The sequence below is a fragment of the Chryseobacterium sp. HNCC26DJ239 genome, assembly GCF_057180445.1.
Genome location: NZ_JBXUGJ010000002.1, coordinates 423164 through 438174 on the forward strand (window position 1 = coordinate 423164; position 15011 = coordinate 438174).

Annotated in this window: 13 protein-coding genes; 8 read left to right on the forward strand and 5 right to left on the reverse strand. The window is 34.3% G+C overall.

The genetic code is table 11. The features are described 5' to 3' along the window. Window positions 1–265: 265 nt before the first annotated feature. Genes AC2A1D_RS05685 through AC2A1D_RS05695 form a run of 3 tightly spaced genes read right to left on the reverse strand, consistent with a single transcriptional unit; the run spans window position 266 to window position 2650 of the window. Complete coding sequence (locus AC2A1D_RS05685) at window positions 266–832, reverse strand: anthranilate synthase component II (protein ID WP_484042662.1); 567 nt, start codon at window positions 830–832, stop codon at window positions 266–268. Between the two features lie 19 nt (window positions 833–851). Further along, window positions 852–1208: a four helix bundle protein gene (locus AC2A1D_RS05690; RefSeq protein WP_484042663.1), complete on the reverse strand. Its 357-nt coding sequence runs from the start codon at window positions 1206–1208 to the stop codon at window positions 852–854. Window positions 1209–1225: 17 nt separating this feature from the next. Next, entirely contained in the window at window positions 1226–2650 is a 1425-nt protein-coding gene (locus AC2A1D_RS05695) for an anthranilate synthase component I family protein (RefSeq protein WP_484042664.1), read from the reverse strand. 313 nt (window positions 2651–2963) lie between these two features. Between AC2A1D_RS05695 and AC2A1D_RS05700 the strand changes: the two genes are divergently transcribed. The 6 genes from AC2A1D_RS05700 to AC2A1D_RS05725 all read left to right on the forward strand — a co-directional run bounded on the left by AC2A1D_RS05700 (window position 2964) and on the right by AC2A1D_RS05725 (window position 8438). Further along, window positions 2964–3167: a hypothetical protein gene (locus AC2A1D_RS05700; protein WP_484042665.1), complete on the forward strand. Its 204-nt coding sequence runs from the start codon at window positions 2964–2966 to the stop codon at window positions 3165–3167. Beyond that, the gene (locus AC2A1D_RS05705; protein WP_484042666.1) at window positions 3167–3559 is read left to right on the forward strand and encodes a c-type cytochrome; all 393 of its coding nucleotides are present in this window, start codon (window positions 3167–3169) and stop codon (window positions 3557–3559) included. The genes AC2A1D_RS05700 and AC2A1D_RS05705 overlap by 1 nt, the downstream gene beginning before the upstream one ends. 9 nt (window positions 3560–3568) lie before the next feature. Continuing rightward, a complete protein-coding gene (rlmF, locus tag AC2A1D_RS05710; RefSeq protein ID WP_484042667.1) occupies window positions 3569–4492 on the forward strand; it encodes a 23S rRNA (adenine(1618)-N(6))-methyltransferase RlmF in 924 nt (307 codons plus the stop codon). Window positions 4493–4784: 292 nt separating this feature from the next. Continuing rightward, complete coding sequence (lysS, locus tag AC2A1D_RS05715) at window positions 4785–6482, forward strand: lysine--tRNA ligase (RefSeq protein WP_484042668.1); 1698 nt, start codon at window positions 4785–4787, stop codon at window positions 6480–6482. A 218-nt stretch (window positions 6483–6700) separates the two neighbouring features. Then, window positions 6701–7519: an OmpA family protein gene (locus AC2A1D_RS05720; RefSeq protein ID WP_484042669.1), complete on the forward strand. Its 819-nt coding sequence runs from the start codon at window positions 6701–6703 to the stop codon at window positions 7517–7519. Window positions 7520–7571: 52 nt separating this feature from the next. Further along, a complete protein-coding gene (locus AC2A1D_RS05725; protein WP_484042670.1) occupies window positions 7572–8438 on the forward strand; it encodes a mechanosensitive ion channel family protein in 867 nt (288 codons plus the stop codon). 13 nt (window positions 8439–8451) lie between these two features. On the opposite strand, the gene AC2A1D_RS05730 is transcribed toward AC2A1D_RS05725, so the two are convergent. Both AC2A1D_RS05730 and AC2A1D_RS05735 read right to left on the reverse strand, forming a co-directional pair. Then, window positions 8452–9456, reverse strand: a complete 1005-nt coding sequence (locus AC2A1D_RS05730) for a cytochrome d ubiquinol oxidase subunit II (protein WP_484042671.1) — start codon at window positions 9454–9456, stop codon at window positions 8452–8454. Further along, window positions 9453–10796, reverse strand: a complete 1344-nt coding sequence (locus AC2A1D_RS05735; protein WP_484042672.1) for a cytochrome ubiquinol oxidase subunit I — start codon at window positions 10794–10796, stop codon at window positions 9453–9455. The genes AC2A1D_RS05730 and AC2A1D_RS05735 overlap by 4 nt, the downstream gene beginning before the upstream one ends. Before the next feature lie 264 nt (window positions 10797–11060). On the opposite strand from AC2A1D_RS05735, the gene gyrB reads away from it, so the two are divergent. Both gyrB and AC2A1D_RS05745 read left to right on the forward strand, forming a co-directional pair. Further along, entirely contained in the window at window positions 11061–12995 is a 1935-nt protein-coding gene (gyrB, locus tag AC2A1D_RS05740; RefSeq protein ID WP_484042673.1) for a DNA topoisomerase (ATP-hydrolyzing) subunit B, read from the forward strand. A gap of 121 nt (window positions 12996–13116) precedes the next feature. After that, window positions 13117–15009 carry a DUF3857 domain-containing protein gene (locus AC2A1D_RS05745; protein ID WP_484042674.1) on the forward strand — a complete coding sequence of 631 codons (1893 nt, stop codon included), beginning with the start codon at window positions 13117–13119 and terminating at the stop codon, window positions 15007–15009. Window positions 15010–15011: the final 2 nt, after the last annotated feature.

The window sequence follows — 15011 nt, forward strand, 5'->3', positions numbered from 1 at the left end:
GTGATGTATTAATCTATTCTCTAACTTTTGTAAAATATTTTTACTGTTTTGTAAATGATAAAACTAGTTATGATTATGGAAATAATACTTAAGAAGCCAAATATTTCTTTAGACTGCTCTTCATAAACAACCGTCGATATTTCGTCAAAATATCTGCCTTCCTCATTATAATTCATATTTAATCTTTTAATAAAGGTTGTTGTCAGGATTATTGTCAGAAAAAGAAAAATCAATGATAATATTGATAGAATATATTTTTTCATAGTCAATCATTCAAAAAGTTTTCTAAAATCTGTTTTCCATCGGGCGTTAAAATACTTTCAGGGTGATATTGAACCGCATGTACATCGTAAGTTTTATGTTTTAAACTCATAATCATTCCGTTTTGGTCAAGACTTGTTACTTCAAGTTCGTTTGGAAAGTCTTTAGGATTCACCGCCCAAGAATGATAACGCCCGACTTCCAAAGTTTTAGGTAAGTTGCGGAAGAGTTTGTGTTCTTTGGTTTGAGTTGCTTCCGTTGCTACTCCGTGATAAATTTCCGAAAGGTTCATCAAACTTCCGCCAAAAGCTTCTGCAATGGCTTGTTGCCCCAAACAAACACCGAAAATAGATTTTGTAGGCGCATATTTTTTAATTACATCCAATAAAATTCCGGCTTCTTCGGGAATTCCAGGTCCGGGAGAAAGAATGATTTTATCATATTTTTCAATCTCTTCTAATGAGATTTTATCGTTTCTAAAGACATCTACTTTTTCGCCAACAATTTGCTCAATCATTTGCACAAGATTGTAGGTGAAACTGTCGTAATTGTCGAAAACTAATATTTTCATAATTGTTAATTATCAATTGTTAATTGTTGTTTTTAGTCGTTTTAATGATCCTTGTTATTAGCTTAATAATTTCAACTGCATTTTCATTAATACTTTCAAATTCCTGAGGTGAAAGGTAATTAGTTGCTTGAAATAATTCTAGCCAATAAATTGTTTCATTAATCTCCTTTTGGGCGATAGATAATTTATGAATAAAATCAGCCCTGCTTTGTGCGTGCTCACTTTCTCTAACCATTGCTCCAACACTTGTTCCGCTTCGCAAAATTTGTTTACTTAGAACAAATTCTTTTTTATCATTTGTCAAATATTGATAAAGCTTGATAATTAGGATAGCAAAATCAAAACTTTTCTTTTTTATAATGTTATTTTCCTTCATTTTATAACAATTAATAATTAACCATTAACAATTTTTTTAGCCTTGCTAATCGCTTTTTTCAAAGCGCCTAATTTATTATTAACTTCCTGAAGTTCGCTTTCTGGATTAGATTTCGCGACGATTCCGGCTCCGGCTTGATAGAATAGGGTGTTGTTTTTACTTAAAAATGTTCTAATCATAATCGCTTGGTTGCAGTCTCCGTTTAAGCCGACCATTCCTATGCAGCCACCGTAATATCCTCGGGAATCTTTTTCATATTCATCAATTAATTCCAAAGCTCGGTATTTTGGAGCTCCGCTTAAAGTTCCTTGCGGAAAGGTGTTTCCGACGATTTCAAAAGGGTTTGTGTCTTCTTCAAGTTCAGCGGTAACTTCACTTACCATGTGAATAACGTGCGAGAAAAGTTGAATTTCTTTGAGTTTGGTAACGGTTATATTTTTTCCATTTTTTCCTAAATCGTTTCGCGCCAAATCGACGAGCATTGTATGTTCAGCGTTTTCTTTTGGGTCTTTTTTGAGTGCTTCAATAGACTGTAAATCGGTTTCAAAGTCGCCGGTTCTTTTAAAAGTTCCAGCAATAGGATGAATTACCGCTTTTTTGTCTTTTATAATAAGCTGACTTTCTGGGCTGGAACCGAAAATTTTATAACTTCCATAGTCAAAGTAGAAAAGGTAGGGTGATGGATTGATGTTTCGCAAAGCCCGATAAACATTGAATTCATCTCCCTGAAATTTTTGTTCGAACCTTCTGCTTAAAACCAATTGAAAAACATCGCCTCTCATACAGTTTTTCTGTGCAGATTTTACCAAATTTAGATATTCTTCATCAGTTAAATTAGAGGTTTCTTCAGAAGTTTTTTCGAATGGATAAACTACGGCGTTTTTGTTTTTAATTAAATCTTCAATGGTACGCAATTCAGATTTTAAACCGCTGATTTCGTTTTCAATAAGATGCATTTCGTCGTTAAAATGATTAATGGCAATCACGTATTGATACAATCTGTAGCGCATTAATGGGATTTCAATTTCTTTAGATTGAGGTTTAAATTCAATACTTTCAAAGAATTGAACCGCATCAAAACTGGTATATCCGAATAGACTTTGCGCCGTTTTTTCTATTGCATCTTTTGTTTCGGCACAATCAAATGCTTTCGAAAATTCAAAAAGCAAATCGGTAAGTTGTATGTTTTCTAAAGGTTTTTTTTCTGGGTCTTGGTTTGGAAATTTGAGTTCAAATTCAGAGCGATTTCTAATTTCAATTCCTGCAATGGCATTGATGGCGATAAAAGAGAAATTACCATCTATATTTTTAGAATCTGAGCTTTCCAAAAGAATCGTATCTCTGTATTTATCCCGAAGCTGTAAGTAAATATTCATTGGCGTTTGCAAGTCGCCAAGCATTTTTTTTGATGAGGTTTTTATTTTAATTTTTTCTGCAAACATTTTTTTTGATTTTTTTTTAAGGATGGAAAATAAAAAAGACTTCAACGCAATCGTCAAAGTCTCTGTATATTTTTCTATAAATTTCTGGTTGTATTTTAACAACAAGACAATAGCTTCAGACCCGACGAAGAGTTTGAAAGCCACCACCAATTTCTGTTGTTTGAAATAATCATACTGCAAATGTAGAAAATTTTTCTTTACTACAAATTAATTTGAAATTAATCTTTAGATGATTTTTTTAATGCGGTTAATTTCCTTTACCGAACATTATTTTTTATACTTTTGCTAAAGTTTAGAAAAAATAATTTTAAATATGAAAAAAGTATTAGCAATCGCATTTATCGGAGGTTTAGTAATGGCAAGCTGTTCTAAGAAAGCAGACCACTCTTTACAAGACAGTAACACTATGTTAGAAGAGCCAGAAGCTCAAGTTGTACCTGCAGATTCTACAAAAACTGAAGTTGTAGCAACTCCTGCAGCAGCACCTGCAACAACAGATTCTACAGCAGCAAAATAATGAAAAAACTGTTTTATTTCAGCGGTTTATTTTTGGCGCTTTCTTGTTCTAAGAAGGAAGAAAAAGTAGACGAAAATGCATTGCGAAACCAAGAAATGCAAAAACTGAATGAGCAAACTTCTTCTTCTGCGGTTTCTTCTCCAGAAGATGAGGGTAAAATCCTTATTGAATCTGCAGATTGTTTGGCGTGTCATCAAATCAATGAAAAAATGGTGGGGCCAAGCTACAAAAGTGTAGCACAAAAATATTCTGAAAAAGATTTAGACAATTTGGCAGATAAGATTATCAACGGAGGAAGCGGTGTTTGGGGCGAAGTTCCAATGGCTGCACATCCAAATCTTAGTAAGGATGATGCTAAAAAAATGGTAAAATATATTCTTAGCCAGAAGTAATTTTTTTGTATGACTTCTGAAAAATCAACTCTGCACACAAGAAATCTGCATCGCAATTCGTATGATTTCGCCGACCTTATTTCTTGTGTGCCAGATTTGAAACACTATGTTTTTAAAAATGCTTATGGTAATTTTACCATCAATTTCAGCATTCCAAAAGCTGTAAAACTTCTTAATAAAGGACTTTTACAACATTTTTACGGCATTAAAAATTGGGATATTCCAGATTCTAATCTTTGTCCGCCCATTCCCGGAAGAGCAGATTATGTGCATTATATTGCTGATTTGCTTAAAGAAACTTTCAATGAAATTCCTAAAAATATAAAAGGTTTAGACATCGGAACGGGCGCAAGTTTGGTTTATCCGCTTCTAGCGCATCAAATCTATGGTTGGAAGATGGTTGGAAGTGATATCAGCAAAGAATCTTTAGAAAATGCTGAAGCAATTTTAAGTCAAAATTCAGGCATTCAATCGAATGTGGAGTTGGTACACCAAAAAGACTCTCAATTTATTTTTAAGAACGTCATTTCTGAGAAAGATAAATTTACTTTTTCTATGTGTAATCCGCCTTTTCATGAGTCTGAAGAAGCTGCTTTAAAAGGAAATTTTAGAAAAACAAAAAATCTAAAATCTTCAAAAAAGAAACCCACAAATTTCAATTTTTCTGGTCAGCACAACGAATTGTGGTGCGATGGTGGAGAAATTGCTTTTGTAAGCAAAATGATTGAAGAAAGCACTCTTTTTCAGTCGAATGTATTGTGGTTTACTTGCCTTATTTCTAAAAAAGAAAATCTTCCAAAGCTCAATTCTTTGCTTAAAAAAGTAAAAGCAATTGAAGTGAAAACCATAGACATGGCTCAAGGTCAGAAAATAAGCCGTTTTTTGGCTTGGACTTTCGTTCCGAAATCCGAAAGGAACAGTTGTTTCGATTAATTTTTTTGTTAGGGCAGCTTTTCCGCCTTCCACTCCCAATCTTTTTTGGTAGCTTCGACTACGCTCAGCCACCAAAAAAGGATTTCCGTTCAAGTCGGGCTGCGATTCCGGAGTAATAAAAGATTTTTTCACCAAGAATTTTACGATTTTATTTATTTGAACTTTAAAGCTGAAACCATATTATCTTTAGTATAATATAAAACTTTTATAACTTTTGTGGTTAAAATAAATTTGAGGTTTCATAAACAGCTAAAATTCACTATTTTTGCAATTCGAAAAAAATCGAAGCAAAATGCAATTATCAGAACAGGAAATCATTAGAAGAGAAAAGCTGAATAAGCTTGTTGAAATGGGAATCAACGCATTCCCAGCGGAAGAATACAAAATTACAGATACTACAGAATCTATAAAACAGGATTTCGCAGAAAGTAAACAGGTGAAAATCGCGGGAAGATTGATGTCTCGTCGTATTCAAGGGAAAGCTTCTTTTGCTGAATTGCAAGATTCTACAGGGAAAATTCAGGTGTACTTCAACCGTGACGAAATCTGTACAGGTGAAGACAAAACTTTATATAATGACGTTTACAAGCATCTTTTAGACATCGGTGATATTATCGGTGTTGAAGGAGAGTTGTTCACTACTCAAGTTGGAGAAAAAACGGTTTTGGTTAAAAACTTTACCCTTTTAACAAAAGCTTTAAGACCTTTACCACAAGCAAAAACAGACGAAAATGGAGTAGTTCATGACGGGTTTACAGACCCAGAATTGAGATACAGACAACGTTATGTAGATTTAACGGTGAATCCTCAAGTGAAAGAAATTTTCGTGAAAAGAACAAAATTGTTCAACGCGATGAGAACTTTCTTTAATGATGCAGGATATTTCGAAGTTGAAACGCCTATTCTACAGGCAATTCCTGGTGGAGCTGCTGCAAGACCTTTCATTACACATCACAACGCTTTGGATATTCCGTTATACATGAGAATTGCCAACGAATTGTACTTGAAAAGACTTATTGTAGGTGGTTTTGATGGAGTTTATGAATTCTCTAAAAACTTCAGAAATGAAGGAATGGATAGAACGCATAACCCAGAATTTACGGCAATGGAAATCTATGTGGCGTACAAAGATTACAATTGGATGATGGATTTCACAGAAAAACTGTTGGAATTCTGTGCAATGCAGGTAAATGGTACTACTGAAGCTACTTTCGGAGAGCATAAAGTGAATTTCAAAGCACCTTACGAAAGAATCTCGATGACGGATGCTATTTTGAAATTTACTGGTTTCGACATCACTGGAAAATCTGAGCAGGAATTGTTTGACTTTGCAAAATCTATCGGAATCGATGTAAACGAAACGATGGGGAAAGGAAAATTAATCGACGAAATATTTGGCGAAAAATGTGAAGGAAACTTCATTCAACCGACTTTCATTACAGATTATCCGATTGAAATGTCTCCGCTTACCAAGAAACACAGAAGCAAAGAAGGTCTTACTGAGCGTTTTGAATTAATGGTTTGTGGTAAAGAAATTGCCAACGCATATTCTGAGTTGAACGACCCAATCGACCAAAGAGAACGTTTTGAAGAGCAGTTGAAATTATCTGCAAAAGGTGATGATGAAGCTGGGCAATTTATCGATGAAGACTTCCTAAGAGCTCTAGAATACGGAATGCCGCCAACTTCTGGATTAGGTATCGGTATGGATAGATTAATTATGTTCTTAACGAATAATCCATCAATTCAAGAAGTGTTGTTTTTCCCGCAAATGAAGCCGGAAAAAGCAGCTCCTCAAATTGAATTGGGTGAAGATGAAAATATTATTTTAGATATTCTAAAATCAGGTGAGCAAATTGCTTTGGCTGATGTAAAAACTCAGTCTAAACTTTCAGGAAAGAAGTGGGACAAAGCTTCAAAAACACTTACAAAAGGTGGTTTGGTGAAAGTGGAGAAAATTGATGAGGTTTTGTTGATGAAATTGGTGTAATATCATATACAATATACTTTTAGTTCGGGCGGAAGCAAAGCTTCCGCCCGAACTTTTTTTATAATAAAGTCCTACAGAAAATTGCTTTCGCAGATCAAAATCTGCGTAGCAAAAAAAATATTTCAATGCAGAATTTTTATGGAGTATAACCTTTTGTAAATTTAAATAATTAAAAAAATAATTAATTAATTTTCACGTTAACAAGAAAAACTATCACGATGAAAACTCTTTTGCTGCTTCTTTTCTTTTCTATAACTGTGAATTCGCAGATGCTTTCTTCTATCTATTTTGAGAATAACAGTTCAGATTTAAGCCAAAATTCAAAAAAGAAACTTGATAGTTTAGCAAAGCTAGATTCAAAACTGATGTTTAGAATTTTCGGGAACGCTAATCCGCTTGGAAATGAGGCTTTAAACAAATCTTTATCGGAAAATCGAGCAAAAAAAGTTACCGATTATTTAAAGAAAAAAATAGGCAATAATATTCATCTCGCAAGTTCTGTAGGCTTGGGGATTTCAAAGCAAATCAATGATAATAGTTCTGAAGATTTATTGGGGAAAAACCGACGTGTTGATATTTTTATCGAACGATATTTTGAAGAAGGTGAAAAGATTTCCAGAGCACCTTATCCCAGATTTTTTGATGTGAAAATTGCTCAGATGAAAGTGAAAGATACTTTTTCTTTGCCTGATGTGAATTTTATTGGAGGTCGCCACGTTTGGCTTTCAAAAGGGACTTCTAAGTTGTATTTGTTATTTGAGATTTTAAAGAATAATCCAACTTTAGAAGTAGAACTTCAAGGTCATATTTGTTGTGATTATGAAAATTTTGATGGAGAAGATGTAGATTTGAAAACGTTTAATCTTTCTTTTACCAGAGCGGATGCTATTCGTAAGTTTTTAATTAAAATGGGTATTGATTCGCAAAGAATTAAAGCTGAAGGTTTAGGTCATCTCAATCCTGTTGTTTATCCCGAAAATACGGAAGAAGATCGTCGTAAAAACAGAAGAGTTGAGCTGGTTTTAGTTAAAAAGTAGTTTGTTTGTAATAAATTCATTATTTTAGTTCTTATTCTAAATTTTTTTAACCATGTTTGATTTGAATAAAGCAATAGATCTTCTTAATACTAAATTGGAGCTTTGGCTTAGTGAGTTAGTAAAAATTTTACCTAATCTTTTTATGGCGGCTTTAGTCGTGGTAGGTGGTTTTTATATTGCTAAATATGTTCGCAGATTTGCAGAAAAAGTCTTTAATAAAATCTCGAAAAATATTACTATAAATACGCTTTTTAGCACATTTGTCTATATTTTATTTCTAGGAATTGTTTTTTTTACCGCCTTAAGTATTTTAAAATTAGATAAAGCAGTTACTTCCATTCTTGCGGGTGCGGGAATTCTTGGTTTGGCGTTGGCTTTTGCTTTTCAAGATATTGCAGCAAATTTTATTTCTGGTATTTTTATCAGTTTCAGAATGCCTCTCAAGATAGGAGATATTGTATCGATTAATAATTATATGGGAAGAGTGGTGGAGATTAACCTTCGTGATACGGTGATTAAAACTTTCCAGGGTAAAATGGTAATTATCCCGAATAAAGATGTGTTCCAGAGTCCGATAGAAAATTTTTCTATTTTGGGTAAAAGAAGGATAGATCTGCAAGTTGGAGTTTCTTATAATGACGATTTAGAATTTGCTGCTCAAACCGCTATCGATGCTGTTAAAAATATAGAAGGACTCGATAGATCTGAAGAAATTACCTTGTTTTATACAGAATTTGGAGATAGTTCTATTAATTTTACCATTAGAATGTGGTGTAATTCTACAGAGCAAATCGATTATCTAAAAATAGGGCATCATGCAATTATTGAGATTAAAAAAGCTTTTGATCTTAACAAAATAAGTATACCTTTCCCAATAAGAACCTTAGATATTTCTTGGCCAGAGCAAAAAACTTTGTAAAATTTAGTTTACATTATTTCCTTTGCTTGCTGAATGAGATCATAAGGTAAAATAAAAACGGTAAAATAAAGACTGAGCCTAAAACCAAAGCCCATCCCAAAGCTGAAATTGTTTTAGCAGCTGCAGAATATTCTAATAAGGATAAATGATTTCCGTTGCCAAAAAGAATGATATTCGGGTTGTGTTGATAAGTTGCGGCTACCAAAATCATGATAATTTGAAATCCTGCTAAAGCTCTTACGGGAAGTAATTTTTGCTTATGCATGGCTCTTAAGATTAATAATAAGCAAATGGTAGCAAAAGATACTGCCATAACTCCTAAAGGTTTAGAAAAAATCCAGGACAAAAGCGGAATGTTTGAAAAATAAGCCGTTACAAATACTAAAACTCCGGTTACCACCACAAAAAGCATGGTTTGATGAGATTTCTTGATCATTAAACCCAATTCTAAACGATCGGTAGTTTCTCTTAAAGCAAAAATCGAAGCCAAATAAGCACAAATAGAAACTGTAAACAATCCCACCGCAACGCCAAACCAATTGAGCCAGCTGAAAATATATAAATCAACAAAGCTTTTTGCATCTGGATTGATGGATCTTGAAACGGTTGCAGCTGCAATCAATCCTAGAAAAAAAGGAGTAAGCAAACTTGAGTAATAAAATATTTGAGTATATACTTTTTGCCAATCATCATTCACGGCATCATAATGTCTGAAAGTAAGAGCGGTTCCTCTCGCAATAATTCCTACCAATAGTAAAACTAAAGGAATGTGAAGGTAGGTAGAAAGCGTGGTGTAAATTTCTGGAAATCCTACAAAAAGAATCACAATGGCAATGATAAGCCACATGTGATTGGCTTCCCAAACCGGCGCAATAGATTCGTACATGATTTCTTTGGTGCGGGTTTTTGCTTTTCCTTTCGTGAAAAGTTCCACAATACCTGCACCAAAATCGGCTCCTCCTAAAATAACGTAAGCACAAATAGAAAGCCATAAAAATCCTATAACTACGTAAATCATGAGTTCGTTTTTTTAGCGTTAAACTTAGGGTCTGTAGGATCGTAAAGTTTCGGAACCATTTTAATTTGTCGGTTCAAAAGAAACACAATAATTAATGATAAGGAGACAAAAATTGCTGTAAAAAAGTAAAATGAGTATTGAATTCCCGGCATTGGCGTTACTGCGTCTGCAGTTTTCATAATACCATAAATAATCCATGGTTGTCGTCCTACTTCAGTTACGGTCCAACCTGCTTCCAAAGCGATGTATCCGAAAGGTGTTGCGATGAAAAAGGTTTTGAGCAACCAATTTTTAGTAAGCCATTCTTTTTTGAAAAATTGTGCGTACAAGTAAACCGAACCAATCAAAATCATAATCACTCCGAAGAAAATCATGATCTGAAAAGAGTAATGCACAACAGCAACAGGAGGCCATTCTTCTTTCGGAAAATCTTTTAAACCTTTTACTTCAGAATTGAAATCATTACTTACCAAAAAGCTTAAAACTTTCGGAATTTTTACCGCATATTTTATTTCGGCTTTTTCTTCGTCTGGAATTCCGCCAATAACGAATGAAGCACCTTTCTCTGTTTCAAAATGAGCTTCCATGGCTGCCAATTTTATAGGTTGTCTTTTGGCTACAGATTTTGCAGCAATATCTCCGCTAAGAGGAGCGCCAAATGCACCAATTAAAGCAAAACCAGCGGCTATTCTAAAAGCTTTGGTATGAAATTCTACATTTTTCTTTCGTAAAATTAAAAGAGCATGAACCCCTGCAACGGCAAAACCAGTCGCACAAAACGCAGCAACCGTCATGTGCAAGGCTTGTGGAAACCAAGCTTCATTAAACATGGCTTTAATAGGGTCTATATTAAGGTATTGCCCGTCAACATAATCAAATCCTGCAGGAGAGTTCATCCAAGCATTCGCGGCAACCACTAAAATACCAGATGCTAAACCACTTAAACCCACCAAAAACCCACAAAACCAATGAAACCATTTATTGAATTTATCCCAACCATAAAGAAAAAATCCGATGGCAATTGCTTCAATAAAAAATGCAGTTCCTTCCAGTGAAAAAGGCATTCCGAAGATGGGACCTGCGTGTTTCATAAATTCTGGCCATAAAAGTCCAAGCTCAAAAGAAAGCATCGTTCCGGAAACTGCTCCTGTTGCAAAAAGTATGGCTACACCTTTGCTCCAGGCTTTTGTTAGTCCTTTGTAAACTTCATTTTTTGTTTTGAGATATTTCCAATGGGCAAAAGCCATTAAGAAAGGCATTACCATACCAACACACGAAAAGATAATGTGAAACCCGAGAGACATGGCCATCTGCGCGCGGGCGGCAAGAAAGTCGTCCATATGTATTTGAATTTTTCAGGTTAAAGTTAGCGATTATTCATGTGGAAATAGCATGATTTAAAACAGTTTAAAGAGTTTTGCTTAGGCATTGCTTTTGATATTGAAAACTTTTGTTTTTGATTCTCAAAATTCTTTTTAGTAAACCTTATTTTTTGGCGATTTTTAACTTTCATAAACCGAAAAATTTCACGATATTTGTGAGCATTTTAACTAAAAAATAAACTTTTAAGCTATCTGAAATTTGTTGGTAGCAATCACTTAAATATGAGTCAGAAACAATATACAGCAAGTAGTATTCAGGCATTGGAAGGAATGGAGCACGTACGTATGCGTCCTTCGATGTACATTGGGGATGTAGGTGTAAGAGGGCTTCACCACTTGGTTTACGAGGTGGTAGATAACTCGATTGATGAGGCTTTGGCAGGATACTGCGACAACATTACGGTTTCCATAAAAGAAGGAAACGGAATTGAGGTGATGGACAACGGTAGAGGTATTCCGGTAGACTTTCACGAAAAAGAACAAAAATCTGCGCTTGAGGTTGTAATGACCAAAATTGGAGCCGGAGGTAAATTTGATAAAGATTCTTATAAAGTTTCTGGTGGTCTTCACGGTGTTGGGGTTTCGTGTGTGAACGCGCTTTCTAACGAAATGGTGACTACGGTTTACAGAGACGGAAACGTTTATCAGCAAATCTATTCTAAAGGTAAGGCGCAAACAGGCGTTGAAGAAATTGGAAATAGTGAATTAAGAGGTACTAAGCAGTTTTTCCAGCCAGATGATACCATCTTTACAGAGTTGGTGTACAACTACGATACTTTGGCAAACCGTTTAAGAGAACTTTCTTATCTTAATAAAGGAATTACGATTAGACTTACAGATGAAAGAGAAGTTTTGGAAGATGGCTCTTTCAGAACAGAAATTTTTCATTCTGAAGGTGGTCTAAAAGAATTCGTTGCTTTTATCGACGGAAACAGAGAATCTATCATGGAAAACGTAATCTTCATGGAAGGTGAAAGAGACGATATTCCGGTAGAAGTTGCGATGCGTTATAATACGTCATTCAACGAAAATCTACACTCTTATGTTAATAACATCAACACGCATGAAGGAGGAACTCACTTAGCAGGTTTCAGACGTGCTTTAACGAGAACGTTGAAGAAATATGCAGACGATTTGGGAATTCCACAGAAAGAAAAAGTAGATATTACGGGAGACGACTTCCGTGAAGGTCTTACTGCTGTAGTTTCTGTAAAGGTAATGGAACCACAATTTGAAGGGCAGACCAAAACAAAATTAGGAAACTCTGAAGTTTCTGGGGCTGTAGATAAAATTGTTGGGGAAATGCTTACCAACTTCCTAGAAGAAAACCCAAATGAAGCGAAATTAATCGTACAAAAAGTTGTTTTAGCGGCAAAAGCGAGACAAGCTGCGAAAAAAGCTCGTGAAATGGTTCAGAGAAAATCTCCAATGGGAGGTTCTGGACTTCCTGGAAAATTGTCTGACTGTTCTTCTAAAGACCCAGCAGAATCTGAAATTTTCTTAGTAGAGGGAGATTCAGCAGGTGGAACGGCGAAGCAAGGTAGAGATAGATTCTTCCAGGCAATCCTTCCGTTAAGAGGTAAGATTTTGAATGTTGAAAAATCTATGCTTCATAAAGTATATGATAATGAGGAGATTAAAAATATTTACACCGCACTTGGAGTTTCTGTTGGTACAGAAGAAGATTCAAAAGCGTTGAATATGGTAAAACTTCGTTATCACAAAATCGTAATCATGACCGATGCCGATATCGATGGTTCTCACATCTCTACGTTGATTCTTACATTCTTCTTTAGATATATGAAAGAATTGATTGAGAATGGCTACATCTATATTGCACAACCGCCTTTATATTTATTGAAGAAAGGTAACAAAAAAGTGTACGCTTATAACGAAAAAGAACGTGAAGAGTTTACTCTAGAAATGTCACCAGACGGAAAAGGAGTAGAGGTACAACGTTACAAAGGTCTTGGAGAGATGAACCCAGAGCAGCTTTGGGAAACTACTCTAAACCCAGAACACAGAATTCTAAAGCAGGTAACAATTGAAAATGCGGTAGAAGCAGACAGTGTTTTCTCTATGTTGATGGGAGACGAAGTTCCGCCAAGAAGAGAATTTATCGAGAAAAATGCAAAATATGCTAAGATAGACGCATAATTTGTTTAAAATATTTTTGAAAAGAGGCTATTCGTAGTCTCTTTTTTTTATTTCTCAAATTTTAGAATTGTAAGAGGTTTTCTATGAATATTTTTCTATTTTTGGGAAAATTAAAACACCCATGAAAATTTTTGTAGCCGGCGCAATTTTAGCGGCTCCCTTTTTTTATTCACAAAATTATCCTGTTTCGACAATCAATGAGACTTTAAAGAAAAACGCAAGTGCTGTAATTCGTGATGAAAGTATGCAAATTGAAATCAATAAAATTGATGAAATTGTCTATAAAAATCATTCTGTAGTAAGTGTCCTTAATAAAGAAGCGGTAGGATATGCGGCTCCAAGAATTTTTTACACAAAAGGAGATATTGTAAGCAATGTTAAAGTAATTGTTTATGATGAAACAGGCAAAAAAATAAAATCTTTTTCTAAAAGTGACTTTTTAGATGTGGCAGCCAACAGTCAAGGTGCTTTTTATTCAGACAGTAGAGCATTGATATTAAATTATACGCCTACATCGTTTCCTTACACAGTAGAATTTTCTTACGATCAAAAAGATGAAAATACAGTCTTTATTCCAGATTTTACGCCGTTTGGAAATTTTAATATTTCTTTAGAAAAAAGTTCTGTTTCTATTATTAATAATTCAGGAATTAATCTCCGTTCAAAAATCTATGATTCACCTTTTGGATATGCTTCTGTAAAGGCAAATGTTAATGGAAATGTAAAAACATATACTTATGAAAACATTCCAGCCTTAGATAATGAAGTTTTGGTTCCCAATCCACAAAAAATTTTACCAAAAGTAAGTTTTGCTCTTTCTAAATTTAATCTTGAAGGAAAGCAAGGAACTATCGACAATTGGAAGGATTTTGGAATTTGGTACCATAAAAATATTTTGGAGCCAGTATTTGTTTCAACACCTGCAATAAAAGCGGAAGTTGCAAGTCTAAATTTACAGGGATCTACAGAAGAAAAAGTAAAAAAAATATATCAGTATATGCAAAGTAAAACACGATATATTTTTGTGGCTTTAGGAATTGGAGGATGGCAACCTATGTTGCCCGATGAGGTTCAAAAAAAAGGTTATGGAGATTGTAAAGGTCTATCTACTTATATGAAAATATTATTAGACGAAGCAGGGATTCCTTCATATTATTGTAAAATAAATTCTGCCAATTCTTCGGTGTCTTTTGATGAAGATTTTCCAAAAATGGGAGGAAATCATATTATTCTAATGGTACCAACAGAAAAAGGGACAATTTGGTTAGAAAATACTTCCCAAGATATTGCATTCAATCACTTGAGTTATAGTACAACAGACCGTAATGTTTTAGCGGTAAAACCAACTGGGATAGAAGTTGTTGAAACTCCGGTTTATACAGCAAAAGAAAACAAAGAGAAACAAATAGTGGATATTGTAATTAATACAGATAAAACCATTACCGGAAAAGCCAAATTTAACTATACCGGAAATCAGTACGATTTTAATCTGATGTTTTCAGGGCTTTCTCAAAAGGAAAGAAACGACGCTATTAAATCGAGATTGTCAACTCTTAATTTTGAAAATGTAGAGATGAACAATTTTACCAATAACCGAGATGTAGCCTCTATTCAGTACGACGTAGATTTTAAAGCTTCCAATTATTCTAAAATGGTAGGAAATAGCTTTATCTTTAGAGCGGTACCGATATATAGTGAAGGGTTTTATCACGAAAATGAAACCAGAAATCTGCCTTTTGAAACTCAATTTGCCTACGAAGACGAATCTGAAATCTCTTATGAGCTTCCCCAAGGATATTTTATAGAAGAACTTCCCCAAAATGGAACAGTTAGTTCAGAATTCGGAACTTATAGTCTTAATTTTGAGAAAAAAGACACCAAATTAATAGTAAGACGAACAATTCAAATAAAAAAAGGGATCTACGCTAAAGAAAAATTTAATGACTATGTAAATTTCAGAAAGAAAATTCTGAATGCAGATAATTCTAAGATCCTTATTTCCAAGAAATCCTAATC